The sequence below is a fragment of the Neisseria bergeri genome (assembly GCA_003044455.1).
Lineage (GTDB): Bacteria > Pseudomonadota > Gammaproteobacteria > Burkholderiales > Neisseriaceae > Neisseria > Neisseria bergeri.
This window is the reverse complement of the sequence record POWY01000004.1, coordinates 47,667-71,202: the sequence shown is the minus strand read 5'-3', so window position 1 is coordinate 71,202 and position 23,536 is coordinate 47,667. Positions and strand designations below refer to the sequence as shown.

At 53.9% G+C, this 23,536-nt stretch carries 27 protein-coding genes and 1 pseudogene; 16 read left to right on the top strand and 12 right to left on the bottom strand.

From position 1 onward, the window contains the following. Positions 1 to 186: 186 nt before the first annotated feature. From DBY86_RS05800 to hpnD, 6 genes are all read right to left on the bottom strand, one after another. The gene (locus tag DBY86_RS05800; RefSeq protein ID WP_025458373.1) at positions 187 to 834 is read right to left on the bottom strand and encodes a DUF799 domain-containing protein; all 648 of its coding nucleotides are present in this window, start codon (positions 832 to 834) and stop codon (positions 187 to 189) included. Continuing rightward, entirely contained in the window at positions 831 to 1,199 is a 369-nt protein-coding gene (locus tag DBY86_RS05795) for a DUF4810 domain-containing protein (RefSeq protein WP_025458374.1), read from the bottom strand. Before DBY86_RS05795 ends, DBY86_RS05800 begins: the two co-directional genes overlap by 4 nt. 9 nt (positions 1,200 to 1,208) lie before the next feature. After that, positions 1,209 to 1,880: a CsgG/HfaB family protein gene (locus tag DBY86_RS05790; RefSeq protein WP_025458375.1), complete on the bottom strand. Its 672-nt coding sequence runs from the start codon at positions 1,878 to 1,880 to the stop codon at positions 1,209 to 1,211. Between the two features lie 190 nt (positions 1,881 to 2,070). After that, positions 2,071 to 2,790, bottom strand: a complete 720-nt coding sequence (locus DBY86_RS05785; protein ID WP_107819258.1) for an SDR family oxidoreductase — start codon at positions 2,788 to 2,790, stop codon at positions 2,071 to 2,073. 83 nt (positions 2,791 to 2,873) lie between these two features. Next, positions 2,874 to 4,187: a hydroxysqualene dehydroxylase HpnE gene (gene hpnE, locus DBY86_RS05780; RefSeq protein ID WP_107819257.1), complete on the bottom strand. Its 1,314-nt coding sequence runs from the start codon at positions 4,185 to 4,187 to the stop codon at positions 2,874 to 2,876. 78 nt (positions 4,188 to 4,265) lie between these two features. Further along, positions 4,266 to 5,138: a presqualene diphosphate synthase HpnD gene (gene hpnD / locus DBY86_RS05775; protein WP_107819256.1), complete on the bottom strand. Its 873-nt coding sequence runs from the start codon at positions 5,136 to 5,138 to the stop codon at positions 4,266 to 4,268. Positions 5,139 to 5,308: 170 nt separating this feature from the next. Between hpnD and hscA the strand changes: the two genes are divergently transcribed. From hscA to DBY86_RS13665, 5 genes and pseudogenes are all read left to right on the top strand, one after another. Then, positions 5,309 to 7,171, top strand: coding sequence for a Fe-S protein assembly chaperone HscA (gene hscA, locus DBY86_RS05770; protein WP_107819343.1), 1,863 nt, complete (start codon positions 5,309 to 5,311; stop codon positions 7,169 to 7,171). Positions 7,172 to 7,247: 76 nt separating this feature from the next. Then, positions 7,248 to 7,904 (top strand): GIY-YIG nuclease family protein, encoded by a 657-nt coding sequence (locus DBY86_RS05765; RefSeq protein WP_107819342.1) that lies wholly within the window; start codon positions 7,248 to 7,250, stop codon positions 7,902 to 7,904. 35 nt (positions 7,905 to 7,939) lie between these two features. Beyond that, entirely contained in the window at positions 7,940 to 8,701 is a 762-nt protein-coding gene (locus tag DBY86_RS05760) for a DUF2314 domain-containing protein (protein ID WP_107819255.1), read from the top strand. 54 nt (positions 8,702 to 8,755) lie between these two features. Next, positions 8,756 to 9,097, top strand: coding sequence for an ISC system 2Fe-2S type ferredoxin (gene fdx, locus DBY86_RS05755; protein WP_002219289.1), 342 nt, complete (start codon positions 8,756 to 8,758; stop codon positions 9,095 to 9,097). 30 nt (positions 9,098 to 9,127) lie between these two features. Continuing rightward, a pseudogene (locus DBY86_RS13665) lies at positions 9,128 to 9,308 on the top strand (IS5/IS1182 family transposase); the annotation flags it as partial. 76 nt (positions 9,309 to 9,384) lie between these two features. Here DBY86_RS13665 and DBY86_RS05745 read toward each other — a convergent pair. Then, on the bottom strand, positions 9,385 to 9,972 hold the full coding sequence (locus tag DBY86_RS05745; RefSeq protein ID WP_107819254.1) for an amino acid permease: 588 nt from the start codon (positions 9,970 to 9,972) through the stop codon (positions 9,385 to 9,387). Between the two features lie 212 nt (positions 9,973 to 10,184). Here DBY86_RS05745 and iscX point away from each other — a divergent pair, with 212 nt between their 5' ends. Next, entirely contained in the window at positions 10,185 to 10,382 is a 198-nt protein-coding gene (gene iscX, locus DBY86_RS05735) for a Fe-S cluster assembly protein IscX (RefSeq protein ID WP_002248850.1), read from the top strand. 67 nt (positions 10,383 to 10,449) lie between these two features. On the opposite strand, the gene DBY86_RS05730 is transcribed toward iscX, so the two are convergent. Beyond that, positions 10,450 to 10,851, bottom strand: a complete 402-nt coding sequence (locus DBY86_RS05730) for an RNA-binding S4 domain-containing protein (RefSeq protein ID WP_014582432.1) — start codon at positions 10,849 to 10,851, stop codon at positions 10,450 to 10,452. A 211-nt stretch (positions 10,852 to 11,062) separates the two neighbouring features. On the opposite strand from DBY86_RS05730, the gene DBY86_RS05725 reads away from it, so the two are divergent. The 9 genes from DBY86_RS05725 (at position 11,063) to DBY86_RS12965 (ending at position 18,286) form a co-directional block, all read left to right on the top strand. Beyond that, positions 11,063 to 12,022 (top strand): acetyl-CoA carboxylase carboxyltransferase subunit alpha, encoded by a 960-nt coding sequence (locus tag DBY86_RS05725; protein ID WP_061733144.1) that lies wholly within the window; start codon positions 11,063 to 11,065, stop codon positions 12,020 to 12,022. A 67-nt stretch (positions 12,023 to 12,089) separates the two neighbouring features. Then, a complete protein-coding gene (tilS, locus tag DBY86_RS05720) occupies positions 12,090 to 13,400 on the top strand; it encodes a tRNA lysidine(34) synthetase TilS (protein WP_199901057.1) in 1,311 nt (436 codons plus the stop codon). Between the two features lie 73 nt (positions 13,401 to 13,473). After that, a complete protein-coding gene (locus DBY86_RS05715) occupies positions 13,474 to 14,259 on the top strand; it encodes a TrmH family RNA methyltransferase (protein WP_107819252.1) in 786 nt (261 codons plus the stop codon). A gap of 9 nt (positions 14,260 to 14,268) precedes the next feature. Then, positions 14,269 to 14,466: a hypothetical protein gene (locus tag DBY86_RS05710; RefSeq protein ID WP_107819251.1), complete on the top strand. Its 198-nt coding sequence runs from the start codon at positions 14,269 to 14,271 to the stop codon at positions 14,464 to 14,466. 246 nt (positions 14,467 to 14,712) lie between these two features. After that, on the top strand, positions 14,713 to 15,066 hold the full coding sequence (locus DBY86_RS05705; RefSeq protein WP_199901056.1) for a hypothetical protein: 354 nt from the start codon (positions 14,713 to 14,715) through the stop codon (positions 15,064 to 15,066). 11 nt (positions 15,067 to 15,077) lie between these two features. Next, a complete protein-coding gene (locus DBY86_RS05700) occupies positions 15,078 to 15,383 on the top strand; it encodes a DUF4124 domain-containing protein (RefSeq protein WP_107819250.1) in 306 nt (101 codons plus the stop codon). A 61-nt stretch (positions 15,384 to 15,444) separates the two neighbouring features. Continuing rightward, on the top strand, positions 15,445 to 16,821 hold the full coding sequence (gene mpl / locus DBY86_RS05695; protein WP_107819249.1) for a UDP-N-acetylmuramate:L-alanyl-gamma-D-glutamyl-meso-diaminopimelate ligase: 1,377 nt from the start codon (positions 15,445 to 15,447) through the stop codon (positions 16,819 to 16,821). A 206-nt stretch (positions 16,822 to 17,027) separates the two neighbouring features. Next, entirely contained in the window at positions 17,028 to 18,080 is a 1,053-nt protein-coding gene (bioB, locus tag DBY86_RS05685; RefSeq protein ID WP_107819247.1) for a biotin synthase BioB, read from the top strand. A 29-nt stretch (positions 18,081 to 18,109) separates the two neighbouring features. Then, on the top strand, positions 18,110 to 18,286 hold the full coding sequence (locus DBY86_RS12965; RefSeq protein ID WP_159068553.1) for a hypothetical protein: 177 nt from the start codon (positions 18,110 to 18,112) through the stop codon (positions 18,284 to 18,286). A gap of 76 nt (positions 18,287 to 18,362) precedes the next feature. On the opposite strand, the gene DBY86_RS05680 is transcribed toward DBY86_RS12965, so the two are convergent. The 4 genes from DBY86_RS05680 to DBY86_RS05670 form a co-directional block, all read right to left on the bottom strand. Further along, the gene (locus DBY86_RS05680; protein WP_107819339.1) at positions 18,363 to 19,595 is read right to left on the bottom strand and encodes a CapA family protein; all 1,233 of its coding nucleotides are present in this window, start codon (positions 19,593 to 19,595) and stop codon (positions 18,363 to 18,365) included. A gap of 47 nt (positions 19,596 to 19,642) precedes the next feature. Next, entirely contained in the window at positions 19,643 to 21,502 is a 1,860-nt protein-coding gene (gene ilvD / locus DBY86_RS05675; protein WP_107819246.1) for a dihydroxy-acid dehydratase, read from the bottom strand. Positions 21,503 to 21,594: 92 nt separating this feature from the next. Next, positions 21,595 to 21,717, bottom strand: a complete 123-nt coding sequence (locus DBY86_RS13940; protein WP_300905309.1) for a hypothetical protein — start codon at positions 21,715 to 21,717, stop codon at positions 21,595 to 21,597. A 12-nt stretch (positions 21,718 to 21,729) separates the two neighbouring features. Then, complete coding sequence (locus DBY86_RS05670) at positions 21,730 to 22,386, bottom strand: cytochrome b/b6 domain-containing protein (protein ID WP_107819245.1); 657 nt, start codon at positions 22,384 to 22,386, stop codon at positions 21,730 to 21,732. Positions 22,387 to 22,450: 64 nt separating this feature from the next. Here DBY86_RS05670 and DBY86_RS05665 point away from each other — a divergent pair, with 64 nt between their 5' ends. After that, entirely contained in the window at positions 22,451 to 23,341 is an 891-nt protein-coding gene (locus tag DBY86_RS05665) for an NAD(P)H-hydrate dehydratase (protein WP_107819244.1), read from the top strand. Positions 23,342 to 23,536 lie beyond the last annotated feature (195 nt).

Below are 23,536 nucleotides of genomic sequence, written 5' to 3'. Positions count from 1 at the left end.
AATTTACCATACAACCACTCCGGAATTAAGTTTAAATTTGAATAAAAGGTTCGGGTTCTGCAAAATACAGAACCCGAACCTTGTTCGGATATTGAAACCGGCTGCCCGATTTTGGGTGGTACGGCTTGCAAGTATCAAAATTCGCATATGCCGTCTGAAGCTCGGAGAGGTTCAGGCGGCATATGCTTATTTGGGCTGCTCTTCGACGAATCTCGGACCTTTCAAGATGCCGTTGCGGGAATAGGGCGACAGCAGGTTGTATGCGGCGGTTTTGGAAACTTGATAACCGCGGTCGGTCAGGCTGTTGGCAATCTGGTTGACCACTGCGCTGACCAAAGCACCCAGCAGGCCGCTGTTGCTGTTGTTGCTGCCTTCGCGGATACTGGCCGAACCCGACCACAACACTTTCCCGTTGCGGGAATCGACCAGCCGTGCTCTGGCGGATACGGTCGTTACGCTGTCTAAAATTTGATATGAAGTGCCGTATTCGGTAATTGTAATGTACAAAACCGCATCATTGCCGAAAATCTGATGCAGTTTTTCTGGCTGGACGGCGTGAATATCGGCGGCATTGGTCAAGCCGTTTTGTTTGAAGGTTTCCTCCACGACTGCGGCGGGGAAGACGTAATAGCCGGCTTCGGAAAGCGGCTCGGCGGTCGAAGCCAGCATCCCCCAAGTGCCGTTGACATCGGGCGATTCGTTCAGGGGAGGAACCACCAAAATTGAAGCCGGTTTGCTTTCCTTGAATGACGTGTAGTCGAAATCGGGCGCTTTTTGAACTTGGCAGGCAGATAGCACCAACGCGGCGGCAAGCCCTAAAATCAAAGGTTTCATCGCTTGCCTCCTTTACCGGTTTTCATCAGGAAGTCCATAAATACGCCCGATTCGGGAAACAGCCTTTTCTCTTCTTCAAACTGGCGGAACGCGCCCTCTTTGTCTCCCGAACGGGAAAGCAGCAGTCCCAAATGGGCGTGCGCACCCGGGGCGGCATTCATTTTTTTGTTGCCGGCTTCCACAAAGTATTTTTCCATCTTTTCGGTCTGCTTACCCAACGAAGTGTCGTCGTTTTTCAAACCTTCATAGACAGTATCGGGATAGTCGCCGTAATAATACAGGTTTTTATGCCCGCCGCCCCCGCAGGCGGTCAGAGCCAAGACCGCCGCACACAGCGACAAACGACTCAAGGTTTTCGGATTCATCATTTGTCCTTAACGGTTGGGTTGCCATGCGCCGTTGTCGACAGCCTGAACCAAGTTGTTGACGGCTTCGCGGATTGCCAAGTCCAAAACTTTGCCGTTCAAAGTCGCATCGTAGCCGGAAGTGCCGCCGAAACCGATGATTTCGCGGTTGGAAAGTGCGTATTCGCCCGCGCCCTGTGTGGAATAGACGATTTCGGAAGTATTGACGTTGACGATATTCAGAGCCACTTTTGCATAGGCGATTTGCGATTTGCCGCGACCCAAAATGCCGAAGAGCTGATGATCGCCGACATCTCTGCGCCCGAATTCGGTTACATCGCCGGTAACGACATAATCTGCGCCTTTCAGGTTTTGCATTTTGCCGGAAATGCCGGATTCCTGTTTCAATGCGCTAAGGTTGGTGCGGTTCAGTACGTTGAAGCGGTTGGTTTGTTGCAGGTGCGTTACCAGAATGGTTTTCGCCTGGCTGCCCAAACGGTCTTCCCCGTCGGAGAAAATGCCTTTTTGGAAGCTGGAGCGGTTGTCGAATGTTCCAACGGAAATCGGGGTGCGAACACCGTGATATTGCGTATTGTAGGAGGCGACTTTTGCTACCTCGAGGCTGCGTGAGGATTCGGTCGCACAGCCGGTCAGTGAAACGGCAGCGGCGGCAAAAGCGATGGCGGCGGAAATTTTTTTCATGAAACCTACTCCAAAATTGTTAGAGGAATAAAGAGGTTGTTATTATTATTTGCATGTAATTTTTAGTCAAGGTGTTTTTGTCTGTCAGGGTGTCGAAAGATTTGTCTGTGTCGGCATATTGGCGGATATGGCGTGCTTTTTGATGCCGTCTGAAAAGGAGGGCGGGTGTGGAACCTGCCCTTTGGGGGATTTAGAGGTAAACGATTTCGCCGCTCCGCCCTTTGCTTTCGGCACTTGCCCACCAGACAAATGCGGGCAGTACGTCCCCGTAGCTTTTGCGTTCGCTTTTGGCTTCGCCCGGATGGGATTTGATGCGTTGCGGGGAATTGATAGGGCCGGGGACGAGGACATTGGCGCGAAGGTTGCCGAAGCGTTCCCATTCATCGGCGGCAACTTTGCACAGATAGTTCAGTGCGGCTTTTGATGCGCCGAAACCGCCCCAGTAGGCTTTTGGGGTTTCCCCGTGGCTTTCGCCGACGAAGATGACGGACGCGTCGGGCGACTGCTTCAGCAGCGGGAAGAGGGCGCGGGTCAGCCCCATCGGGGCGACGGTGTTGATACGGTATTGGTTGACCCATTCGGCGACGGTTTGGAAATCCAGGGGCGATAGTGCGTAGAAATAGCTGGCGCAATGGACGATACCGTCCAGTTTGCCTTGCGTGGCTTCGGCAATGGTGGCGGCGAAATGTTCAAATTCTTTTTCTTCCGCGCTAATAAGGTCAAAGCAGATGGCGAATGGTTCGGGGTATTCGGCTTCGACAATCGCGTCATACACTTTTTCCAGTTTTTTCTGATGACGGGCAACCAAAATCACAGTTGCGCCTGCTGCCGCATAGGCTTTGGCGACCTGTTCGCCCAGGCCTTGCGATGCGCCGGTAACTAAGATGGTTTTGTCGGTCAGTGTCGCCATACTTTTTCCTTTTTGGTGGTCGGTCGGGGGTATTTTAGCGTTTTGCCGCACCTTGTAAAGCGTCCTGATGCCGACCGGCGTTTTCAGACGGCATCGCTCAGGCTTTGCAGGCAGGCTTCCGCCGACGCGAAACCTGATTGTACGGCGGCTTCGAGCGTGGCGGGGTAGTCTGGGTGGAGGTAGTCGCCGGCGGGGAAGATACGGTGCCGGTGCAACCACGACAAATCCGGCGGCGGGGCATCGGCTGCGGTTGTGGCGCGTTTTTCGGTGATGACGCGCACGGCTTCGGGTTCGCCCAAATGCGGAAGGATGCGTTTGAGGTCGGCGTGAACTTTGTCCGCCCACGTCCGGTTGGCAAACGCGCCGACGCGGTCGGAAACGCTGATGACGGCGGACACTTCGTTTTCAGGCAGTCCGAGCCTGCCCCGGCAAAGCAGCCATTGCACCGTGCCGTCGGCAAGGCCGGTCAGCGGGGCGGGCAGGCGGACGGGTTCGGCGTAGCGCAGATAGACGGTGGTGATGGCGTGGTAGCGAAGGTTTTGATATGCCGTCTGAACGTGTTCGGGCGTGCCTTCGGGCAGGAGCGCGGCGGCGTGGTAGGGCGCGGTGGCGGGGACGGCGGCATCGAAAGCTTCGCCGTTGACGAGCACTTTCTCGTCCGGGAGGGTGTTCAGACGGCATACGCGCGTTTCGAGGCGGATGTCCGCGCCGAGCCGTTGAAGCTCTGCCAAGGCGGGTTCGGCGACGATTGCGCCCAAATCCTGTTTGGGTAGGAGATAGTCACTGCCGGATTTTTTCGTCAGCACGCCGTCGGACAAAACGTTGCACAACACGCGCAGGCTTGCGGTTTCCAAAGGCGTGTTGAGCGCGCCCCAAACCAAGGGCTGCCAAAACTGCATCACGGCGGCACGCGGCACGTTCCGCTGTTTCAGCCATTGCGCCACTGTCGCGTCGGGCTGTCCGATGCGTGCGGACTTCTGCAAATCGGACATATCGGCAAGCAGTTTGGCTTTGAATGCGGTCGGTGCGCGCCGGGCAAGCAGCACGCCGCCCAAAATATGCAGCGGTGCGGGTAGGGGTAGGGCGCGGAACTGCAAACCGCCGTGCATATGCCAGTGCAGCGGTACGCGCAAAAAGGCGGCACGGGGGTCTGAACCGATGGTTTTCATCAGGCGCAACACGCCCCGGTATGCGCCGAGCAAAATGTGCTGCCCGTTGTCCAAAAAACCGAAACCGTCGGTATTTCCGGTCAGTGTGCGCGCCCTGCCGCCCGCCTGTCGGCCGGCTTCAAACAGGGTAACGTCGGCGTGCCGCGCCAAGGTGACGGCGGCGGACAAGCCGGCCCAGCCTGCGCCGATGATGGCGATTTTCGGGCGCGGATGCGGCGTGTTCATCATTTATTCCTCCAATGGTTGAAACCCCGTTTTTCGGGGCGGCGGGGGTTGGGTTTTCCTGAAGGGCGGGCGGTATGCGCCTTATGCCCGTTCCGGCGTGCCGGGGCGCGGTTTGAATCCGAATAACCAGGTTTTCAGGGCAATGCGTTTTTTGCGCGGCGAAGGGAGGGCGATTTTGTATTTGAGGACGTTTTGCGCGCCGTCTCGGTCGATTTCGTTCAACAGCGCGTAATAAACCGCCGCCATGACCAGTCCGACTTTTTGGGCTTTTTTGTCGGCGGCCGGCAGCAGCGATACGGCTTCGCGGTAGGTTTCGCGGGCGCGTTTGATTTGGAACGCCATCAATTCGGCAAAATTGTCCGTCGGGCTGCATTGCAAAATCACGCTTGCGGGTACGTCAAACCGCCGCATTTCCTCCATCGGCAGGTAAATCCGTCCCCTGCGTGCATCTTCGCCGACATCGCGGATGATGTTGGTCAGTTGCAGCGCAAGACCCATCTTGTCGGCGTATTCCAGCGTTTTGCCGTCTGAAAACCCCAAAATCCGCGCAATCAGGCAGCCGACCACGCCTGCGACGCGGTGGCAATACAGTTTCAATTCTTCAAAACTGCCGTAACGCGCCCGAACCAAATCCATCTGCATCCCGTCGATTAAGGCTTCCAGTTCATATTTCGGCAGCTTGAAGGTTTCTTTAACCTGCCGCAAGGCCTGATTGACGGGGTGTTCCGGCATCTCGCCACCGAACACCTTGTCCAAATCGCCGCGCCACCAGTTCAATGTCGCCTGTGCAACATCGGGGTTGGAACATTCGTCAACCACATCGTCCAATTCGCGGCAAAAGGCATACAGAACCGTTACCGCATCCCGTTTTTCCTGAGTCAGGAAACGGAAGCCCGACAAAAAACTGGAGCGGCTTTCTTCTGCTTTTTGGCGGCAATAGTCGAGTCCTTTCACGATTTATATTCCTAATGATGGGCGGGAAAGGCGGATTTTATCGGCATTTGGCGGTAGAGGGCAATTTCGGCGGCACGGCCCAATCCTTAGCGGTTTGCTCAACTATCGGCGCAAATTCTGTTAAAATGCCGCTTTCCTTCCTTTACACACCGCACCGACAGGCAGAATTTATGGCTCTTTTGCAGATTTCAGAACCGGGTATGTCCGCCGCCCCGCACCGGCACCGTTTGGCGGCAGGCATCGATTTGGGTACGACCAACAGCTTGGTTGCCACCGTCCGCAGCGGCAGTGCCACCTGTCTGCCCGATGCCGAAGGGCGCGTTACCCTGCCTTCCGTCGTCCGCTATCTGGAAAACGGCGGCATTGAAGTCGGCAAAACCGCCCTGTCCGCCCAAAAATCCGATCCGCTGAACACCGTCAGCTCCGCCAAACGCCTTATCGGGCGGACGCTTGCCGATCTGCATCAAAATACGCATTACCTGCCTTACCGTTTCGGTGACAATCAACGCGTTATCGAACTGCATACGCGGCAGGGGGTGAAAACGCCTGTCGAAGTGTCGGCGGAAATCCTCAAAACCCTCAAGGCGCGTGCCGAAGAAACCTTGGGCGGCGATTTGGTCGGCGTGGTGATTACCGTCCCCGCCTATTTCGACGATGCCCAACGCCAGGCCACCAAAGATGCCGCGCGTCTGGCGGGTTTGAACGTATTGCGCCTGCTCAACGAACCCACCGCCGCCGCAATCGCCTACGGGCTGGACAACGCCTCGGAAGGCACGTTTGTCGTGTACGACTTAGGGGGCGGCACATTCGACGTATCCGTATTGCAACTGACCAAAGGACTGTTTGAAGTCAAAGCCACCGGCGGCAACAGCGCGTTGGGCGGCGACGATTTCGACCACCGCCTGTTCTGCCGCCTGCTCGAACAAAACGGACTCTCCCAACTCAACGAACAAGACAGCCAACTCCTGCTCTCGCTCGTCCGCGCCGCCAAAGAACAATTAACCACGCAAACCGAAGCGCGCATTCAGGCGACGCTTTCAGACGGCATGCCAATCGACACAAGCATCAGTCGCGCCGAGTTCCACAACCTGACGCAGCATTTGGTGATGAAAACGCTCGAACCGGTCACACAGGCGTTGAAAGATGCCGGTGTCGGTAAAAACGAAGTCAAAGGCGTGATTATGGTCGGCGGTTCGACCCGTATGCTGCACGTCCAACAGGCAGTCGCCACCTTCTTCGGACAAACCCCGCTGAACAACCTCAATCCCGACGAAGTCGTCGCGCTCGGCGCCGCCATACAGGCAAACGTCCTCGCAGGCAACAAAACCGACGGCGAATGGCTGCTGCTGGACGTTACACCTTTGTCGCTCGGTTTGGAAACCTACGGCGGCTTGGCGGAAAAAATCATCCCGCGCAATTCCACCATCCCCACCGCGCGCGCGCAGGACTTTACTACCTTCAAAGACGGTCAGACCGCGATGACGATACACGTCGTACAAGGCGAGCGCGAGCTCGTTTCCGACTGCCGCAGCCTTGCCAAATTCACCCTGCGCGGCATTCCGCCTATGGCGGCGGGTGCGGCGCGTATCCGCGTAACCTTCCAAATCGATGCGGACGGTCTGCTGTCCGTTTCCGCCCAAGAACAAAGCACCGGCGTACAGGCGCAAATCGAAGTCAAACCTTCCTACGGCTTGGACGACGACACCATCACCCAAATGCTCAAAGACAGCATGAGCAACGCCGCCGAAGACATGGCGGCACGTGCCCGAGCCGAAGCCGTGGTCGAAGCCGAAAGCCTGACCGATGCCGTCAACGCCGCCCTCGAGTTGGACAGCGATTTGCTGGAAGCCGAAGAATTGCAACAGATTCGGCAAGGCATCGCCGATTTGCAAGGCCGTGTGAAAGACGGAAAAGCCGAAGACATCCGTGCCGCCGCCGCCAAACTCGGCAGTATTACCGACAATTTCGCCGCCAAACGCATGAACCGCAACATCCAACGCGCGTTGACAGGGCAGAGTGTCGATAATATTTGATACTTAACCGGTTTCAGACGGCATAGATATAACCTGATGCCGTCTGAAGGCTCGAAAACACTTGAAAAACATCGATATGGAAAAGTCAGGCATTGTCTATCTGATGAAGACCGTCATCAAAGGTGTGTATAAAATCGGCATTTCGGACGTAAGCAATTTTGAAGGCAGAATGCGCCATTTGGAAAACAACGGCTATGCGAACGTTGCCGGATTGGAACGCATCCTCGCCGTCAAAACCGACAATTACAAAGAAAAAGAAAACCTGCTCCATGAAATTTTCAGCAAAAGCAGGATCGGCGATACCGAATTGTTCGCCGTGGACGAGAATCTTGTAAAACGTTTGTTTTTATCGCTTCGCGGCGAAATCGTGTTCCCGAAAAACGAAACGGCGGAATCGGAATTTGAAAAAAGCGTCCACGAACGCAGGCAGGAAGGGAATGCCGGATCCGGTCGCAAACAACTGCTTGATTTGGTACGGCGCGGACACCGGGAATACCCTTACGCGCTGCCCCGGCTTTTGGCGGGCGCGGCATCCTACAAGCCGAAAAAATCGAAAATCCGCCTTTTTAAAGAAGCATATTTACGCAAAAACGGCAGGAGGCTGACGGACGAAATTGCAGACGGCATCCATATTTACACCTGTTTTTCGCGGGCGGATTTGGAAAAAGCCTATTTCGAATATTTGGAACTTTTCAAATCCGAATCGGATGCCGAAGGCAGAAAACCGCGGTAAGGTGCAAACAAATACCGTACACGTTGAGGAGCAGTATGATGGGCGATTCCGTCATTTATTATGTAGAACAGGCAGACGAACCGGTAAACCGTGCCGGCGAACGCGCCCGTAAAACATTCAAATATTTCTGGCGCGAGCTTTTTTGGGAACGCCGCCGCATTATTCCCGCCCTGGATTTTGCCATGGTCAAAGCCCCTTTTTTCCAAGACGGCGTAGACGGCGAGATTTGCGAACATATGTGGATCGACGATATTTATTTTGACGGTCTTTACATTTATGGTGTGCTGAACAATGAACCCGGCGAACTGACCAATGTCGAACAAGGCGAAAGCGTTTGCGTTCCGGTTGGCGACATCAGCGACTGGATGTTCGTGTGCAACGGTATCCCCTACGGCGGCTTTACCATACAGGCAATGCGCGGACAGATGACGGAAGAGGAGTGCGCAGAACACGATGCCGCATGGGGAATCGATTTCGGCGATCCCGGGCAGATATTGCTGGTGTATGAAGAAAAAGAACACCCCGAAAATCTGGAAGAGCATCCGATGTGCCGGAACTGTATTGACGATTTTCGGCAACAGTTGTCCCAAAATCCGGATTTTCTGCATGAGCAGGACGAAGACGGCTATACGCCGCTTCATCATGAAGCCATCGCAGGAAATGCACTTATGGTTCAAGCCATGCTTGAATACGGCGCAAATCCTGCCTCAAAGACATCGGAAGGCTATACCGCCCTCGATTTTGCCCGCCTGATAGGCTGGCAAAATGTTGCCGACCTGCTCGAACCGCGACATTAGGCAGACAGTTTTCCTAAAAACGGACACAACCACTTTTACAGAAAGACAATAAAAATGCCCAAAATCACCGTACTTCCACACACGACATTATGCCCCGAAGGCGCGGTCATCGAAGACGCGCCCGAAGGCAAAACCGTCCTTGATGTGCTGCTCGACCACGACATCGAAGTCGATCACGCCTGCGAAAAATCCTGCGCCTGCACCACCTGCCATGTCATCATCCGCAAAGGTTTCGACAGTTTGGAAGAACCGACCGAATTGGAAGAAGACCTGCTCGATCAGGCTTGGGGTTTGGAAGCCGATTCGCGCCTGAGTTGTCAGGCGGTTGTCGCCGGCGAGGATTTGATTGTGGAAATCCCCAAATACACCATCAACCACGCGCGCGAAGAACACTGAAAACAGGCCGTCTGAAGCCGGCGCGCTTCAGACGGCATTGTTGCGCGGATAAGGCGCAATCGCCCGAAAACAGGCATTCGTACATGCGGAACTTTCGATTCTATAGTGAATTAAATTTAAATCAGGACAAGGCGGCGAGCCGCAGACAGTACAAATAGTACGGCAAGGCGAGCCAACGCTGTACCGGTTTAAATTTAATTCACTATATATTGATTTTTATCGGTTTTCTGACGGAACGGATTGGTGCGGCATCCGAGACCGATTACTCGGACGCGATGCACGGGTATTTACTGGTTTTGCAGCCGGAAAAACCGTCGGCGGGTTACTTTCAGGGCGGCGGTCGGGCAGTATGCCGGATAGCGTTCCACTTTCGCATCTATATTGATTTTGATTGGTTTTCTGACGGAACAGCCCGATGCGGCATCCGAGACGGCTTGCGTTTCTTCCTGTCTGCCTGCCGGATTTTCCCATCCTTGCGCGAAACCGAAAGAGGCGGCGGCGCGGCGGACAAGGTCGAGATAGCGTCCTTCAAGCTCGGGGCAGGCGGCGGACACGCTTTCTGCCGTAACCGTGAAGCCGCCGCCCGACCCGGAAAGGCGTTCCGCAATCTGCGTGTAGATGCGCCAACGCCGGGCGCGCAACATTGCCGCATTGCAACCGGAAGCCGCTTTATCCAAGGCAATCAGACCGCGCCTGTTCCGGTAGTGAAGGCAAACCGTTACTCTGTAGAGGGTATGTTGTCCGTCCAATATTTGATACAGTTTGCGTATCAGCAGAATCAGACGGTCAAACTCCTCCATCTCCGACAGGGAGTCGGGATGGTCGGAAGCGGTATAAACCAGTTTGGACAATTTTGCGGCCAACGGATTGTTCATCAATCTTCCTTGTCGGTTGAAACCCCGCTCTTCGGGGCGGTAGAATCAGATTTGTTTGGGAGGGGCAACTCCTCCCGGATCGGGACGACACATAGGGTAGTGTTTGATGTGTTGTCCGGTGAGTTGAAACATTCAGCCATCCTCAAAGGGCGGCAGTTTTGCCGAAACATATTCTACACGGCTTCAATGCCGGACGATAAAAGGAAATTCATATGAAATGGACCGACACCCGGCGCATCGCCGAAGAACTCTACGACCTGCACGGCGAAACCATCGATCCCAAAACCGTGCGCTTTACCCAACTGCGCGACCTGATTATGGCATTGCCCGAATTTGACGACGATCCCGCCCGTTGCGGCGAACGCATACTCGAGGCCGTGCAGCAGGCATGGATAGACGAGGCAGAATAAGTTTCGCGAATGCCGTCTGAAATACGGCGGTACGCGGTTCGTGCTTCTGTTTGCGGCGTGAACGGTTTCACCAGTCTCCTTTTTTCAGCCTGTCCAGTTGGCGGCGGTCGCGCTTGGTCGGTCTGCCGTCGGGATAGGCGGAAGTGATGCGGCTGAATTGGTCGAGCTGTTTGCGCTCTTCCCTCAATGCTGCCGTTTTTGCGTCCTCTTCATACAGAAGCCGCGCCTCGGATGCCGGGCGGCGTTGGTGGTTCAAACCTTTAACCTTGATTTTATAGGGAAGGGAATTGAGCGTCAGGTCGATAATATCGCCGATGTCTATGGTTTTACTGTTTTTGACCTTCGAGCCGTTTACTTGAACCCTACCCAGTTCGATGTGCTTTTGCGCAAGGGAACGGGTTTTAAAAAAACGTGCCGCCCAAAGCCATTTGTCCAGCCGCATGGCGGAAGAATCGTGCTTGTCTTTCATACGATTTTGTTTGAAATAATTGAATTTGTTTCGAGTTTAGCATAAGATAAGCCGCCTTATAACTAGTATATATGCACTAATCCTCTGTTTCCCATGCTGTCCGAACACAAAAAGAGGGTGTGGAAAAGCCGTTTTGGACAATAAATTAACTGCGGAATATGCACAAATAGCGTATGATAGCGGCAGAATCTGTTGATGAGAGCTTCATTTTATGAAACCTGTTTTTTTGGATTTTGAACAACCCATAGCCGAACTGACCAACAAAATCGATGAGCTGCGTTTCGTCCAAGACGAGTCTGCCGTCGATATTTCGGACGAAATACACCGTTTGCAGAAAAAAAGCAACGACCTGACCAAGTCTATTTTCGGCAAACTTACGCCCGCCCAGATTTCACAGGTTTCCCGGCATCCGCAGCGTCCCTATACTTTGGATTACATTGACGCGCTGTTTACCGATTTTGAAGAGCTGCACGGCGACCGCCACTTTGCCGACGATCATGCGATTGTCGGCGGATTGGCGCGTTTCAACGGACAAAGCGTGATGGTTATCGGGCATCAGAAAGGGCGCGACACCAAAGAAAAAATCCGCCGCAACTTCGGTATGCCCCGTCCTGAAGGCTACCGCAAAGCCCTGCGCCTGATGAAAACGGCTGAGAAATTCGGCTTGCCCGTCATGACCTTTATCGATACGCCGGGCGCGTATCCCGGTATCGGCGCGGAAGAACGCGGGCAGTCGGAAGCCATCGGCAAAAACCTGTACGAACTGACGCGCCTGCGCGTTCCCGTTTTGTGTACCGTCATCGGCGAAGGCGGTTCGGGCGGCGCATTGGCGGTTGCTGTAGGCGATTACGTCAATATGCTGCAATATTCGACCTATTCCGTTATTTCCCCCGAAGGCTGCGCGTCTATTTTGTGGAAAACCGCCGAAAAGGCGGCTGATGCGGCACAGGCTTTGGGTATTACTGCCGACCGCCTGCAAAAGCTGGACTTGGTCGATACCGTCATCAAAGAACCATTGGGCGGCGCGCATCGGGATTTCGGGCAAACCATGAAAAACGTGAAAACCGTTTTGGAAAAACAACTGCACGAAGCGCAAAGTATGCCGCTCGCCGATTTGCTTTCACGCCGTTTCGACCGCATTATGGCTTACGGCAAATTTTCGGAACAATAATTCGGGTAGAACAAGCAGCAAGCAGTTTGTCTGAAACTGCTTGCTTTTTCTTTATCGGGACGGAGCCGTGCTGACTTTAGATGCGTTTGAGCAATGCTTGAGGGATTGTTTTCCTCAAGGTCTGAATGGAAAAAAAACAGCAGTGGCATTAAGCGGCGGATTGGATTCCGTCGTTTTGCTGCATCTGCTTGTCCGCGCCGGGAAACGGGCAGGATTTGTGCCGGAGGCATTGTACATCCATCACGGCTTGAGCCCCCGTGCCGACGATTGGGCGGATTTCTGCCAAAACTATTGCGATATGCTCGGGGTGGGGCTGGAAACGGTTAAGGTCTGCGTGGAAAAAAACGGTTTGGGCATCGAGGCGGCGGCGCGGCAAAAGCGTTATGCCGCGTTTGCCGAAAAAGGCTTTGACGTTTTGGCGTTGGCGCATCACAGGGACGATCAAATCGAAACCTTTATGTTGGCGGTCGCGCGCGGCGGCGGTTTGCGCGCTTTGGCGGCTATGCCCGCCGTCCGTCCTTTTGGGGAAAACGGCATCATCTGGCGGCCTTTGCTGCCTTTTTCACGGCAAGATGTGCAGGATTATGCAAAAAAACACGGTTTGCCGAATATCGAGGACGAAAGCAATAGCGATACGGCTTATTTGCGAAACCGCTTCCGACACCGTATTTTGCCCGAACTCTCGGCGCAGATTCCCCATTTCGGGCGGCATGTGCTGAACAATGTCCGCGCTTTGCAGGAAGATTTGGCTTTGCTGGACGAGGTCGTCGTTCAGGACTGCCGTTGGGTCTGTGAGGAAGGCAGTTTCGATACGGTGCGTTGGCAGGCATTTTCCCCGCGCCGGAAAACCCATATTTTGCGGCATTTTCTGAAGGAAAACGGCATTCCCGTTCCGAATCAGAATGCCCTTGCCGACATTGCCCGCGTTTTGACGGAGGCGAAGACAGGCCGATGGATGCTGTCCGGTTTTGAGCTGCATCATTATGCGGACAGGCTGTTTGTGTTCCGATTGGAAAAAACGGATAAATTACGGTTTTTGAAAGACAGGCAGGTAAGCGGAAATTTAAGGGAAATATTGACGGATCAGGGATTTGTTTTAAAACGCCATCCGTTCGGGCTTCCCGGGCATCTTTTGGAACAGGACGGGATTTTGAGGACGGTAGCGGCATCGGATACGTTGGCCGTGGGCGGCATCCATAAAAATGTGAAAAAAATCCTTCAGGGGAAACGGGTTTTGCCTGCCCTGCGCCCAATCTGGCCGCTTGTTGCCGACAGCGGAAACCGTCCATTGGCGTTGGCAAACTGTTGTGCGGATTTTCAAATCTCGGTTTCAGACGGCATTTTGCCCATCCATCCTGACTTTCCCATTTTATTTTGATAATATCGCAAACAGATTTCGGCGGCGTTCAGTCGGGTATTGTCTGGTTGCATATTTCTAAAAGGCTTGTGAAGTGAAACACATCAGTTCGACCAATAATGAACACATCAGGCACCTGCACCGCCTGTTGTGGCAAGGAAAGTTCAGACGGCAGTATGCCCAAACCGTTTTGGAGGGCGTGCACCTGCTTCAGGTTTTCCTGCAATCCGGCAGAAAACCGGTCGGGGTATATATTCCCGAAGCTAAAATGCCGTCTGAAGAAGTCCGTAAATTGACGGCGGTTTTGCCGGAAGACAGGATTTTTTCCGTTTCAGACGGCATATTGAAAAAAATCAGCAGCTTGAGTTGTGCAGACGATATACTTGCACTGATTGATATCCCATTGGGCGGAACCTTGCCGGACAAAGGCGACTGTGTGGTTTTGGACGGCGTGCAAGATCCGGGCAATGTCGGCACCATCTTACGGAGTACGGCGGCGGCAGGGGTAGGTACGGTCGTTTTGGGCAGGGGTTCTGCGGATGTTTGGTCGCCCAAGGTATTACGCGCAGGTATGGGCGCGCATTTCTTGTTGGACATTTATCCGCAGGCGGATTTGGAAATATGGTTGGCGCGCTATGAAGACCGCGTGTTTGCCACCGCCTTGCACGAGGAAAAGCAGGCGGTTTTGTACGGCGAAGATTTGTGCGGACCGACAGCCTGGGTATTCGGCAACGAAGGCGCGGGCGTCGGCAAAGCGGTTTTGGACAGGGCGGACAAGTGCGTCAGGATACCGATGCACGATGCAACCGAGTCTTTAAATGTCGCGATGGCGGCGACCGTCTGCCTGTTCGAGCAGATGCGGCAGCGGTCGGCGTATTGAGGAAAAGAAATGCCGTCTGAAAAAATCTATTACGGCGTATTGATTTTCCTCTGCGCCGTTTCTATGCTGCTGACACCGTTTTTTTATGCGGGTGCTTTGAAGCCCAAGAAGGCGGCATTGCGGAAGGACGGGCAGTGGAAACTCATCTTATTGTCCAATGCCGTGGCGGCGGCGGTTTTGGCTTGGGTGTGGTGGAAATGGTTTTGACAGATATTGCTCAAAATCGGGTTAATGGAATCTAAACAAATAAAGAATTTGGTAAAAAAGTTTGTGAAATTCAAGAATTAAAGTTTCCTAGAAAACAAAACAGCTATTAACCAAATAGATTGTTTGTTGGTAAATACGGAAGATTTACGGCGTTATTGGGTATCTGTAATATGTAATGCTAGTTTTATGAGCAGGTTTCAAAATCGTGGGTATAAAATTGTGAATTGGTTAAAGCGTGAGGACACCATGAAAAATTGCGAATTTTTTTATGATCCGACAAGAGCAATCTATGATAGTGGCGCAGATTACTTAACCAGAGAAAAACATAGATTAGTCGTTATCGCAAATAGTGCTTGGGGGCTATTGCTTAATTTATCTTGTTATTATGACGAGGTTTTGGAAAAGCGGAAAATACCATTTGGCAAACAGGAAATTGATGACGATATGGACAAAGTGTCCGCCCTTAAGCGGAAGTTTAAAGACATTTCTGAAATCAAAGTAGGAGATGATTGGGAATACCCATTCAATTATGAGCAAGGAATGAAAGAATTAGATGAAGTTCTATTGAAATACATTCCTTTTTTTGAAGAAGAACAATAAAGGAGGTTAATATGCGCGTATCTAAAATGATTGGAAGTATATTGCTTGTTGCAGCGGTTCAGACCGTATTTTCGGCAAATGTTTACGAGTGCCGCCATAATGGTAAAACCAGTTACAGCCAAACTCCGGGAAAACATTGTACCAATAGGGGTTTGGGGCGTGATCAGGTATACAGTTCGGTTAGGCCGGCAGTAAAAGACAGGGCGGAAAACACAGGGGCTGATGACAATTTGGATATGAGGAAGGACGAACACGTCCAAAATCCGAAAGAGAATACGCATAAGGATGCTTCGAATACCGGTGCAAAGACGCATTGATTGAAACCGAATCAGCCATGACGGTGTTGAACAATAGAATTTGAACGATTAGGGAACTCTGATGAAACACATCCATATTATCGGTATCGGCGGCACGTTTATGGGCGGGATTGCCGCCATTGCCAAAGAAGCGGGGTTTAAAGTCAGCGGTTGCGATGCAAAGATGTATCCGCCGATGAGTACTCAGCTTGAAGCCTTGGGCATAGACGTACACGAAGGTTTTGATGCCGCGCAGTTGGACGAATTTCAAGCCGATATTTACGTTATCGGTAATGTTGCCAAACGCGGCATGGATGTGATTGAAGCCATTTTGAACAAAGGCCTGCCTTATATTTCCGGTCCGCAATGGCTGTCGGAAAACGTATTACACCATCATTGGGTACTCGGCGTAGCCGGCACACACGGCAAAACGACCACCGCATCCATGCTCGCCTGGGTCTTGGAATATGCCGGACTCGCACCGGGCTTCTTGATTGGCGGCGTACCGGAAAACTTCAGCGTTTCCGCCCGTCTGCCGCAAACGCCGCGCCAAGATCCTAATTCAAAATCCCCATTCTTCGTTATCGAAGCCGATGAATACGACACCGCCTTTTTCGACAAGCGCTCCAAATTCGTACATTACCGTCCGCGTACCGCCGTGTTGAACAATCTCGAATTCGACCACGCCGACATCTTTGCCGACTTGGGCGCGATACAGACCCAGTTCCACCACCTCGTACGCACCGTGCCGTCTGAAGGCTTAATCGTCTGCAACGGACAGCAGCAAAGCCTGCAAGACACTTTGGACAAAGGCTGCTGGACGCCGGTGGAAAAATTCGGCACGGAACACGGCTGGCAGGTCGGCGAAGTCAATGCCGACGGCTCGTTTGATGTGTTGCTTGACGGCAAAAAAGCCGGACACGTCGCTTGGGATTTGATGGGCGGACACAACCGCATGAACGCGCTCGCCGTCATCGCTGCCGCCCGTCATGTCGGTGTCGGCGTTCAGACGGCCTGCGAAGCCTTGAGTGCGTTTAAAAACGTCAAACGCCGCATGGAAATCAAAGGCACGGTAAACGGCATCACTGTTTACGACGACTTCGCCCACCATCCGACCGCCATCGAAACCACCATCGAAGGCCTGCGTCAGCGCGTCGGAAACGCCCGCATCCTTGCCGTTCTCGAGCCGCGTTCCAACACCATGAAACTCGGCACCATGAAAGCCGCCCTGCCTGAAAGCCTCAAAGGTGCCGACCAAGTGTTCTGCTACGCCGGCGGCGTGGACTGGAACGTCGCCGAAGCCCTCGCGCCTTTGGGCGGCAGGCTGCACGTCGGCAAAGACTTCGATACCTTCGTTGCCGAAATCGTGAAAAACGCCCGAACCGGCGACCATATTTTGGTGATGAGCAACGGCGGTTTCGGCGGAATACACACCAAACTGCTGGACGCTTTGAGATAGCCCGGGCGATGCCGTCTGAAAGCCTTTCAGACGGCATCGCCCGGCTGCGCGGCACAAAGGCGGAAAAACCGTTTGCCCCGTATTTTCAAACGCGTTACACTTGCCGCCGCTGTTTTCAGCCATTTGATTACCCGCAACCGCCGTCATTGCGCCGGCGGTTTGCCTGTCAGCGTCATTGCGCCGCTGTAAATACGAAAGAATACATTATGACCGTATCCCCCGTCGCCTTGCGCCGTAAGACCGAGCGCAAGCCTCATCCTACCGCGCGTTATTGGAAAAAATGCGATGTCGAGGCACTTTTCGGACTGCCGTTTTTAGAACTTGTCTATCAGGCGGCAGAAGTCCACCGCCAAAATTTCAATCCGCGAGAAATCCAGCTTTCCACTTTGTTGTCGATCAAAACCGGCGGCTGTCCCGAAGATTGCGCCTACTGTCCGCAATCGGCGCACCACAATACCAATCTGGGCAAAGAACAGATGATGGATGTGGATGAAATCGTCGAAAAAGCCAAAATCGCCAAATCGCGCGGTGCTAGCCGTTTCTGCATGGGTGCGGCGTGGCGCGGCCCCAAACCCAAAGACGTGGAGACGGTTTCCGCAATCATCAAAGCCGTCAAGGGCTTGGGTATGGAAACCTGCGGCACGTTCGGTATGCTCGAAGACGGCATGGCGGAAGATTTTAAAGAGGCAGGCTTGGATTATTACAACCACAACCTCGATACCGATCCGGAACGCTATAACGACATCATCCATACCCGTAAACACGAAGACCGTATGGATACCTTGGGCAAAGTCCGCAACGCCGGTTTGAAAATCTGCTGCGGCGGTATCGTCGGTATGAACGAAACCCGTGCCGAGCGTGCAGGACTGATTGCCAGTCTAGCCAATCTCGACCCACAGCCCGAAAGCGTGCCGATTAACCGGTTGGTCAAAGTGGAAGGCACGCCGCTGGCCGATGCGGAAGATTTGGATTGGACCGAATTTGTCCGCACGATTGCCGTAGCGCGGATTACCATGCCGCAAAGTTATGTCCGCCTCTCGGCAGGGCGCAGCAATATGCCTGAAGCAATGCAGGCGATGTGCTTCATGGCGGGCGCGAACTCGATTTTTTACGGCGACAAGCTGTTGACCACAGGCAATCCTGATGAGGACGGCGATAGAATCCTGATGGAAAAGCTTAACCTGTATCCCTTACAGTTTGAGCTGGAAGGCGGCGCGGGCGGAGCGGAAAAAGCCTCACGGATTAAAGTCGATTATTGATGATTGCAAAAATGCCGTCTGAAACTTGAATGCCGTCTGAAACCCGGAAAAAGGCTTTCAGACGGCATTTGTTCACGGCATTTCCGAAGAATCCTGACGAGCTTCAGACGGCATTTGGAAAAGCGAACCTGTATCCCTTGCAGTTTGAAGCGGAAGGCGGTGCGGGCGGAGTGGAAAAAGCCTCACGGATCAAAGTCGATTATTGATGATTGCAAAAATGCCGTCTGAAACATTGAAAGGTTTCAGACGGCATTTTCTTTCAGACATTATTTTGAATATCTTTTACCGGCGCGTGATGCTGCCGTCGGGCGAGACATCCAGCCCGTTCCCCTTGGGGAAATCGCTGCGGTTCAGATAAATAATCCGCCCGATAACGGTTTTTTCAGGGTCGATTTTGGGGATTTTATCGCCGATTTGAGTGATGGGGATAATGTTGCCGGAAACGAACCGCCCCTGTTTGTCGGTGATGATTTTGAAAATCGGCGCGATGCCGCTGATTCCGGAGGTGTTGATTGCGCCGTAGGTGGCAAAGTTGCCGCCGCTGTAGGAGATGAAGCGGTCGCGGTAAAGTTCGACGGCGCGAGTAACGTGCGGTCCCTGCCCGAATATGACATCCGCGCCAGAATCGACGGCAAGCCGCGCAAACTCGACGACGTTGCCCCTGTTTTCCCCATAGAAGATTTCGGTATCGAACGGCAGGTGTTCCGCCTGTTTCCCTTCCGCGCCGCCGTGGAACATCACAATGACGATGTCGGCTTTTTGCTTGGTTTTCCGAATCAGTTTTCTGACTTTGGCGTAATCGTTCAGTTTGACGGCGGCAAGGTTGGGGGCAAATGAGACGAAGCCGTATCTCACGCCGTTTTTCTTCAGGATGGCGGTTTCAAACCTGTTTTCGATGCCCGAATATTTGATGTTCAATTCGTCAAGGTTAGCTGCCGTTGCCGTGATGCCTTGCGCGCCGAAGTCGTTGCTGTGGTTGTTGGCGAGGCTGAGGTAGTCGAATCCCGCGTCGGCAAGGTATTGCCCGTAGGAGGAGGGCGTGCGGAAAACGTAGCAGATGTTCGGATTGGCACATTTCTTCGGCGTACCGCCTTCGTCAAACAGCGTGCCTTCAAGGTTGCCGACGGTAATGTCCGCGTCTTGCAAGACGGATTCGACGTTTTTCAGGATATTGGTATCGGGCAGGTAATCGACCGGATAATTGCTGCCGAGCATAATGTCGCCGACCCCGATGATGGAAACGGTATCGGCTGCCTTTCCGTCAGGCGCGTCCTGTCCGTCCGCATTGCCGGTGTTTGAAACGGGTGCGGGGTTTGAACCGTCAATCGGCAGTACGGGGGATTCCGTTCCGTCAGAATGCGCCGGAGGCTTGGTCTCGGCGGTTTGCGGTGCGGAAACGGCATAAGGGGCGACCGGCGGCGGCTCTTTCACATACTCGAGCGCGGTAAAGCCGCTGCCGATAACGAGGGCCAAAATTGCGGAAAATACCGCCATCGCCCAGATAAATTTGTCCATCATCAGACCTTTACTGTTCAGACGGCATTTGCCGCACGTTTTGGGGCTTATCTTTCGATTTGCGATACGTCGCGCACCGCGCCTTTGTCGGCGGAAGTCGCCATCGCGCCGTAAGCCCTTAATGCGGCGGAGACGTAGCGGTCGCGGTTTTCCGGCTTCCACGCTTTGCTGCCGCGCGCTTCCATTTCGGCACGGCGTGCTGCAAGCTCTTCATCGGAAATGGCAAGGTGGATGCTGCGGTTGGGGATGTCGATTTCGATGGTGTCGCCTTCGTGTACCAAACCGATGGCACCGCCTTCTGCCGCTTCAGGCGAAGCGTGGCCGATGGAGAGGCCTGATGTACCGCCGGAGAAGCGTCCGTCGGTCAGGAGGGCACAGGCTTTGCCCAAACCTTTGGATTTCAGGTAAGAAGTCGGGTACAGCATTTCTTGCATGCCCGGGCCGCCTTTAGGGCCTTCGTAGCGGATGATGACGATATCGCCAGCCACGATTTGGTTGCCCAAAATGCCTTCGACGGCGGCTTCTTGGCTTTCAAACACGCGCGCGCGGCCGATGAATTTGAGGATGCTCTCGTCCACGCCTGCGGTTTTTACCACGCAACCGCGTTCTGCGATGTTGCCGAACAAGACCGCCAAACCGCCGTCTTGCGAGTAGGCGTGTGCCACGTCGCGGATGCAGCCTTTTTCGCGGTCGAGGTCGAGGGTTTTCCACATACGGTTTTGCGAGAACGCTTGGGTGGTGCGCACGCCGCCGGGCGCGGCTTTGAAGCGTTCGATGGCGCGGGTGTTTTCGGGATTGGTTACGTCCCATTGTTCAATCGCGTCTTTCAGGGTCGGCGCGTGGATGGTGTGCACGTCGGTGTGCAGTTTGCCCGCTTTGTCCAGTTCTTTCAGGATGGCGAAGATGCCGCCGGCGCGATGCACGTCTTCCATATAGTAGTCGTGGTTGTTGGGCGCGGTTTTGCAGATGCAGGGCACGACGCGGCTTAAGCGGTCGATGTCTGCCATTTTGAAATCCACGCCCGCTTCGTTGGCGACGGCGAGTAAATGCAAAATAGTGTTGGTGCTGCCGCCCATGGCGATGTCCATGATCATAGCATTTTCAAACGCTTTTTTAGTAGCAATACTGCGCGGCAATACAGTTTCGTCGTCTTGCTCGTAGTAGCGTTTGGTGATTTCGACAATCATGCGGCCGGCTTCGAGGAACAATTCTTTGCGGCCTGCGTGGGTAGCCAAGTATGAACCGTTGCCCGGCAGGGAAAGGCCGAGGGCTTCGGTCAGGCAGTTCATCGAGTTTGCCGTAAACATACCCGAACACGAGCCGCAGGTCGGGCAGGCGTTTTGCTCGACTTCTTCGACTTGCCGGTTGCTGACATTGTCGTCCGCCGATTCAATCATGGCATCAATCAAGTCCAAGCGGCGTTCGGGTTGAATGTTTGCCACGCCGATGACCTTGCCCGCTTCCATCGGGCCGCCGGAGACGAAGATGGTCGGGATGTTTAGGCGCATCGCGGCAATCAGCATTCCGGGGGTGATTTTGTCGCAGTTGGAAATGCACACCAGCGCGTCGGCGCAGTGGGCATTGACCATATATTCGATGGAGTCGGCAATCAAATCGCGACTGGGCAGGGAGTACAACATACCGCTGTGTCCCATGGCGATGCCGTCGTCGATGGCGATGGTGTTAAATTCTTTGGCGATGGCACCTGCTTTTTCGATTTCACGGGCAACCAGTTGACCCATATTGTGTAGGTGGACATGGCCGGGCACGAATTGGGTGAACGAGTTGGCAACGGCGATGATGGGCTTGCCGAAGTCGGTTTCCATCACGCCGGTGGCGCGCCACAATGCGCGCGCGCCCGCCATATTGCGGCCGTGGGTGGAGGTTTTGGAGCGGTATTCTGGCATAGTGTGTTTCCTTGTTTTCATGCCGTCTGAAAAGCGAAGGGTTTCAGACGGCATTTTGTACTGTGTTAGAGAGCTGGAAAAAAGAGGGTATTTTATACCAAGTATCGGTATTGTGTGGAAGTTACGGAATGGTGGGATATTCTGTGCAACGGTATTTTTGAAGCGGCAATGTTCGGAATGCCGTCTGAAAGGCAGAAAAGGGCTTCAGACGGCATTGATGTCGGGTTTCAGGACAGGAGCAGGATGGCGGCTGCAGCAAGCGCGGCAACCGATAATGCGGCGGCAAGCGCGGCTTTGCCTGCAAAGCGGATTGAGGTTTTGCCTTCGATGTATTTGAAGCCGGTTATCATAGGAAGGATGAGGTTTTTCTTTTTGAATATCCGGTATGCGGCGACAGCGGCAATGTGGATTGCGGAAAAAACGGCGAGCAGCTTGAAAAAGTTGAGGTGGATTTTCCGCATAAGGCTGCCCGTATGTTCGGAAACCAAATGGTTGAGGTAGCCGTTGGTGCTGAAGGTGTTTTCATCGGCGGCAAAAAGCCCCGTGCCGACTTGGAAGGACACGGCGGCCAGAAGCGCGACGACCATCAGTGCGCCCAAGGGGTTGTGTCCGGGCTGGATGTGTTCGGGAATGCCGTTTTTCAGATAGCCGCGTATGCCTGCCCAACCTCGGACGAAACGGGAGAAACGGGCGGTATCGCTGCCCCAAATGCCCCAGCAGAGGCGGAATACGAGCAGGAAAAGGACGAGCAGCCCGATGCGCGTATGCCATTGCAGCATATCGCCGCCGGCTTTCGCGCTATACCACATAAAGGGCAGGGACGCGGCAAGCAGCCAGTGGAAAAGGCGGGTGGGGAAGTCCCAGACTTTGGTTTTATTTTTCATAATCGGTTTCCGGCGGTAGAATCGGTTTGTTTTCGAGCCTTAATTTTAACCGATTGGAGGGGAAATGTTTCCCGTTTTCCATCTTTCAGGCGAAAGCCGCCGCCGGATGCTTCAGACGGCATTGAGTTTTCCCTATGTTTTCAAAGCCCGTGCGGAAGATTCGCACAAAGGGACTTTCGGCACGCTCGCCGTAGTCGGCGGATCGGCAGGGATGAGCGGCGCGCCCGTATTGGCGGCATCGGCGGCAATGTATCTCGGCTGCGGAAAAGTGTGGGCGGGTTTCAATCAGGATACGCTGCCTTTTGCCGTCATTGCCGGTTTTCCCGAAATTATGCTGGACACGGCAGACGGTTTGACCAAGCGTCAAGGCATAAACGCCTGGGTTGCCGGTTGCGGCTTGGGTACGGATAAAGCGGCGGTCGGAACGCTTACCGGAATTTTGGCGGAATACCCGGACAAGCCTGTCCTTTTGGATGCGGATGCGCTGAACATATTATCAACCGATGCCGAAACCCGAAATCTGGCGTGCGGGTGTAAAAACCTGATTTTAACGCCGCACCCCGCCGAAGCCGCGCGCCTGCTTGGAACGACGGTTGTACAGGTTCAGGCGGATCGGACGGCGGCAGTGAGGAAGATCGGGGCAATTTTCGGCGCAACCGTGGTTTTAAAGGGGCACAAAACATTGGTTGCCGCGCCCGATACGGAAATCTATGTCAACGAAAGCGGCAATGCGGGATTGGCAACGGCGGGCAGTGGCGACGTATTGGGAGGCATTATCGGCAGTCTGCTCGCACAGGGCGTGCCGGTTTTTGAAGCCGCCTGCGCGGGCGCGTGGCTGCACGGCGCGGCGGCGGATGTCATAAAAGAATCGGCAGGCATTGCGGCAGGGCTGTTGGCAGGGGAAATCGCCCCTGCGGCAAGGTGGTTGCGCAACCGGATAACTGAAAGTATGTAAGAAGATATAGTGGATTAACAAAAACCAGTACATTGTTGCCTCGCCTTAGCTCAAAGAGAACGATTCTCTAAGGTGCTGAAGCACCAAGTGAATCGGTTCCGTACTATTTGTACTGTCTGCGGCTTCGTCGCCTTGTCCTGATTTTTGTTAATCCACTATACCGTCTGAAAGGCAAGGGTTTCAGACGGCATCTTC

Excerpts from the sequence above, each read along its gene's own strand:
- DBY86_RS05670 (WP_107819245.1), bottom strand. The coding sequence starts at position 22,386 with ATGAAAAATAAAACCAAAGTCTGGGACTTCCCCACCCGCCTTTTCCAC.
- hpnE (WP_107819257.1), bottom strand. The coding sequence starts at position 4,187 with ATGATGAACACGCCGCATCCGCGCCCGAAAATCGCCATCATCGGCGCA.
- iscX (WP_002248850.1), top strand. The coding sequence starts at position 10,185 with ATGAAATGGACCGACACCCGGCGCATCGCCGAAGAACTCTACGACCTG.
- DBY86_RS05765 (WP_107819342.1), top strand. The coding sequence starts at position 7,248 with ATGGAAAAGTCAGGCATTGTCTATCTGATGAAGACCGTCATCAAAGGT.
- DBY86_RS05680 (WP_107819339.1), bottom strand. The coding sequence starts at position 19,595 with ATGGACAAATTTATCTGGGCGATGGCGGTATTTTCCGCAATTTTGGCC.
- DBY86_RS12965 (WP_159068553.1), top strand. The coding sequence starts at position 18,110 with ATGCCGTCTGAAACCCGGAAAAAGGCTTTCAGACGGCATTTGTTCACG.
- DBY86_RS05785 (WP_107819258.1), bottom strand. The coding sequence starts at position 2,790 with ATGGCGACACTGACCGACAAAACCATCTTAGTTACCGGCGCATCGCAA.
- DBY86_RS05745 (WP_107819254.1), bottom strand. The coding sequence starts at position 9,972 with ATGAACAATCCGTTGGCCGCAAAATTGTCCAAACTGGTTTATACCGCT.
- DBY86_RS05665 (WP_107819244.1), top strand. The coding sequence starts at position 22,451 with ATGTTTCCCGTTTTCCATCTTTCAGGCGAAAGCCGCCGCCGGATGCTT.
- bioB (WP_107819247.1), top strand. The coding sequence starts at position 17,028 with ATGACCGTATCCCCCGTCGCCTTGCGCCGTAAGACCGAGCGCAAGCCT.
- DBY86_RS05725 (WP_061733144.1), top strand. The coding sequence starts at position 11,063 with ATGAAACCTGTTTTTTTGGATTTTGAACAACCCATAGCCGAACTGACC.
- DBY86_RS05795 (WP_025458374.1), bottom strand. The coding sequence starts at position 1,199 with ATGAATCCGAAAACCTTGAGTCGTTTGTCGCTGTGTGCGGCGGTCTTG.
- DBY86_RS05705 (WP_199901056.1), top strand. The coding sequence starts at position 14,713 with ATGAAAAATTGCGAATTTTTTTATGATCCGACAAGAGCAATCTATGAT.
- DBY86_RS05700 (WP_107819250.1), top strand. The coding sequence starts at position 15,078 with ATGCGCGTATCTAAAATGATTGGAAGTATATTGCTTGTTGCAGCGGTT.
- DBY86_RS05710 (WP_107819251.1), top strand. The coding sequence starts at position 14,269 with ATGCCGTCTGAAAAAATCTATTACGGCGTATTGATTTTCCTCTGCGCC.
- fdx (WP_002219289.1), top strand. The coding sequence starts at position 8,756 with ATGCCCAAAATCACCGTACTTCCACACACGACATTATGCCCCGAAGGC.
- hscA (WP_107819343.1), top strand. The coding sequence starts at position 5,309 with ATGGCTCTTTTGCAGATTTCAGAACCGGGTATGTCCGCCGCCCCGCAC.
- DBY86_RS05730 (WP_014582432.1), bottom strand. The coding sequence starts at position 10,851 with ATGAAAGACAAGCACGATTCTTCCGCCATGCGGCTGGACAAATGGCTT.
- ilvD (WP_107819246.1), bottom strand. The coding sequence starts at position 21,502 with ATGCCAGAATACCGCTCCAAAACCTCCACCCACGGCCGCAATATGGCG.
- DBY86_RS05800 (WP_025458373.1), bottom strand. The coding sequence starts at position 834 with ATGAAACCTTTGATTTTAGGGCTTGCCGCCGCGTTGGTGCTATCTGCC.
- DBY86_RS05790 (WP_025458375.1), bottom strand. The coding sequence starts at position 1,880 with ATGAAAAAAATTTCCGCCGCCATCGCTTTTGCCGCCGCTGCCGTTTCA.
- DBY86_RS05760 (WP_107819255.1), top strand. The coding sequence starts at position 7,940 with ATGATGGGCGATTCCGTCATTTATTATGTAGAACAGGCAGACGAACCG.
- DBY86_RS13940 (WP_300905309.1), bottom strand. The coding sequence starts at position 21,717 with ATGCCGTCTGAAGCCCTTTTCTGCCTTTCAGACGGCATTCCGAACATT.
- mpl (WP_107819249.1), top strand. The coding sequence starts at position 15,445 with ATGAAACACATCCATATTATCGGTATCGGCGGCACGTTTATGGGCGGG.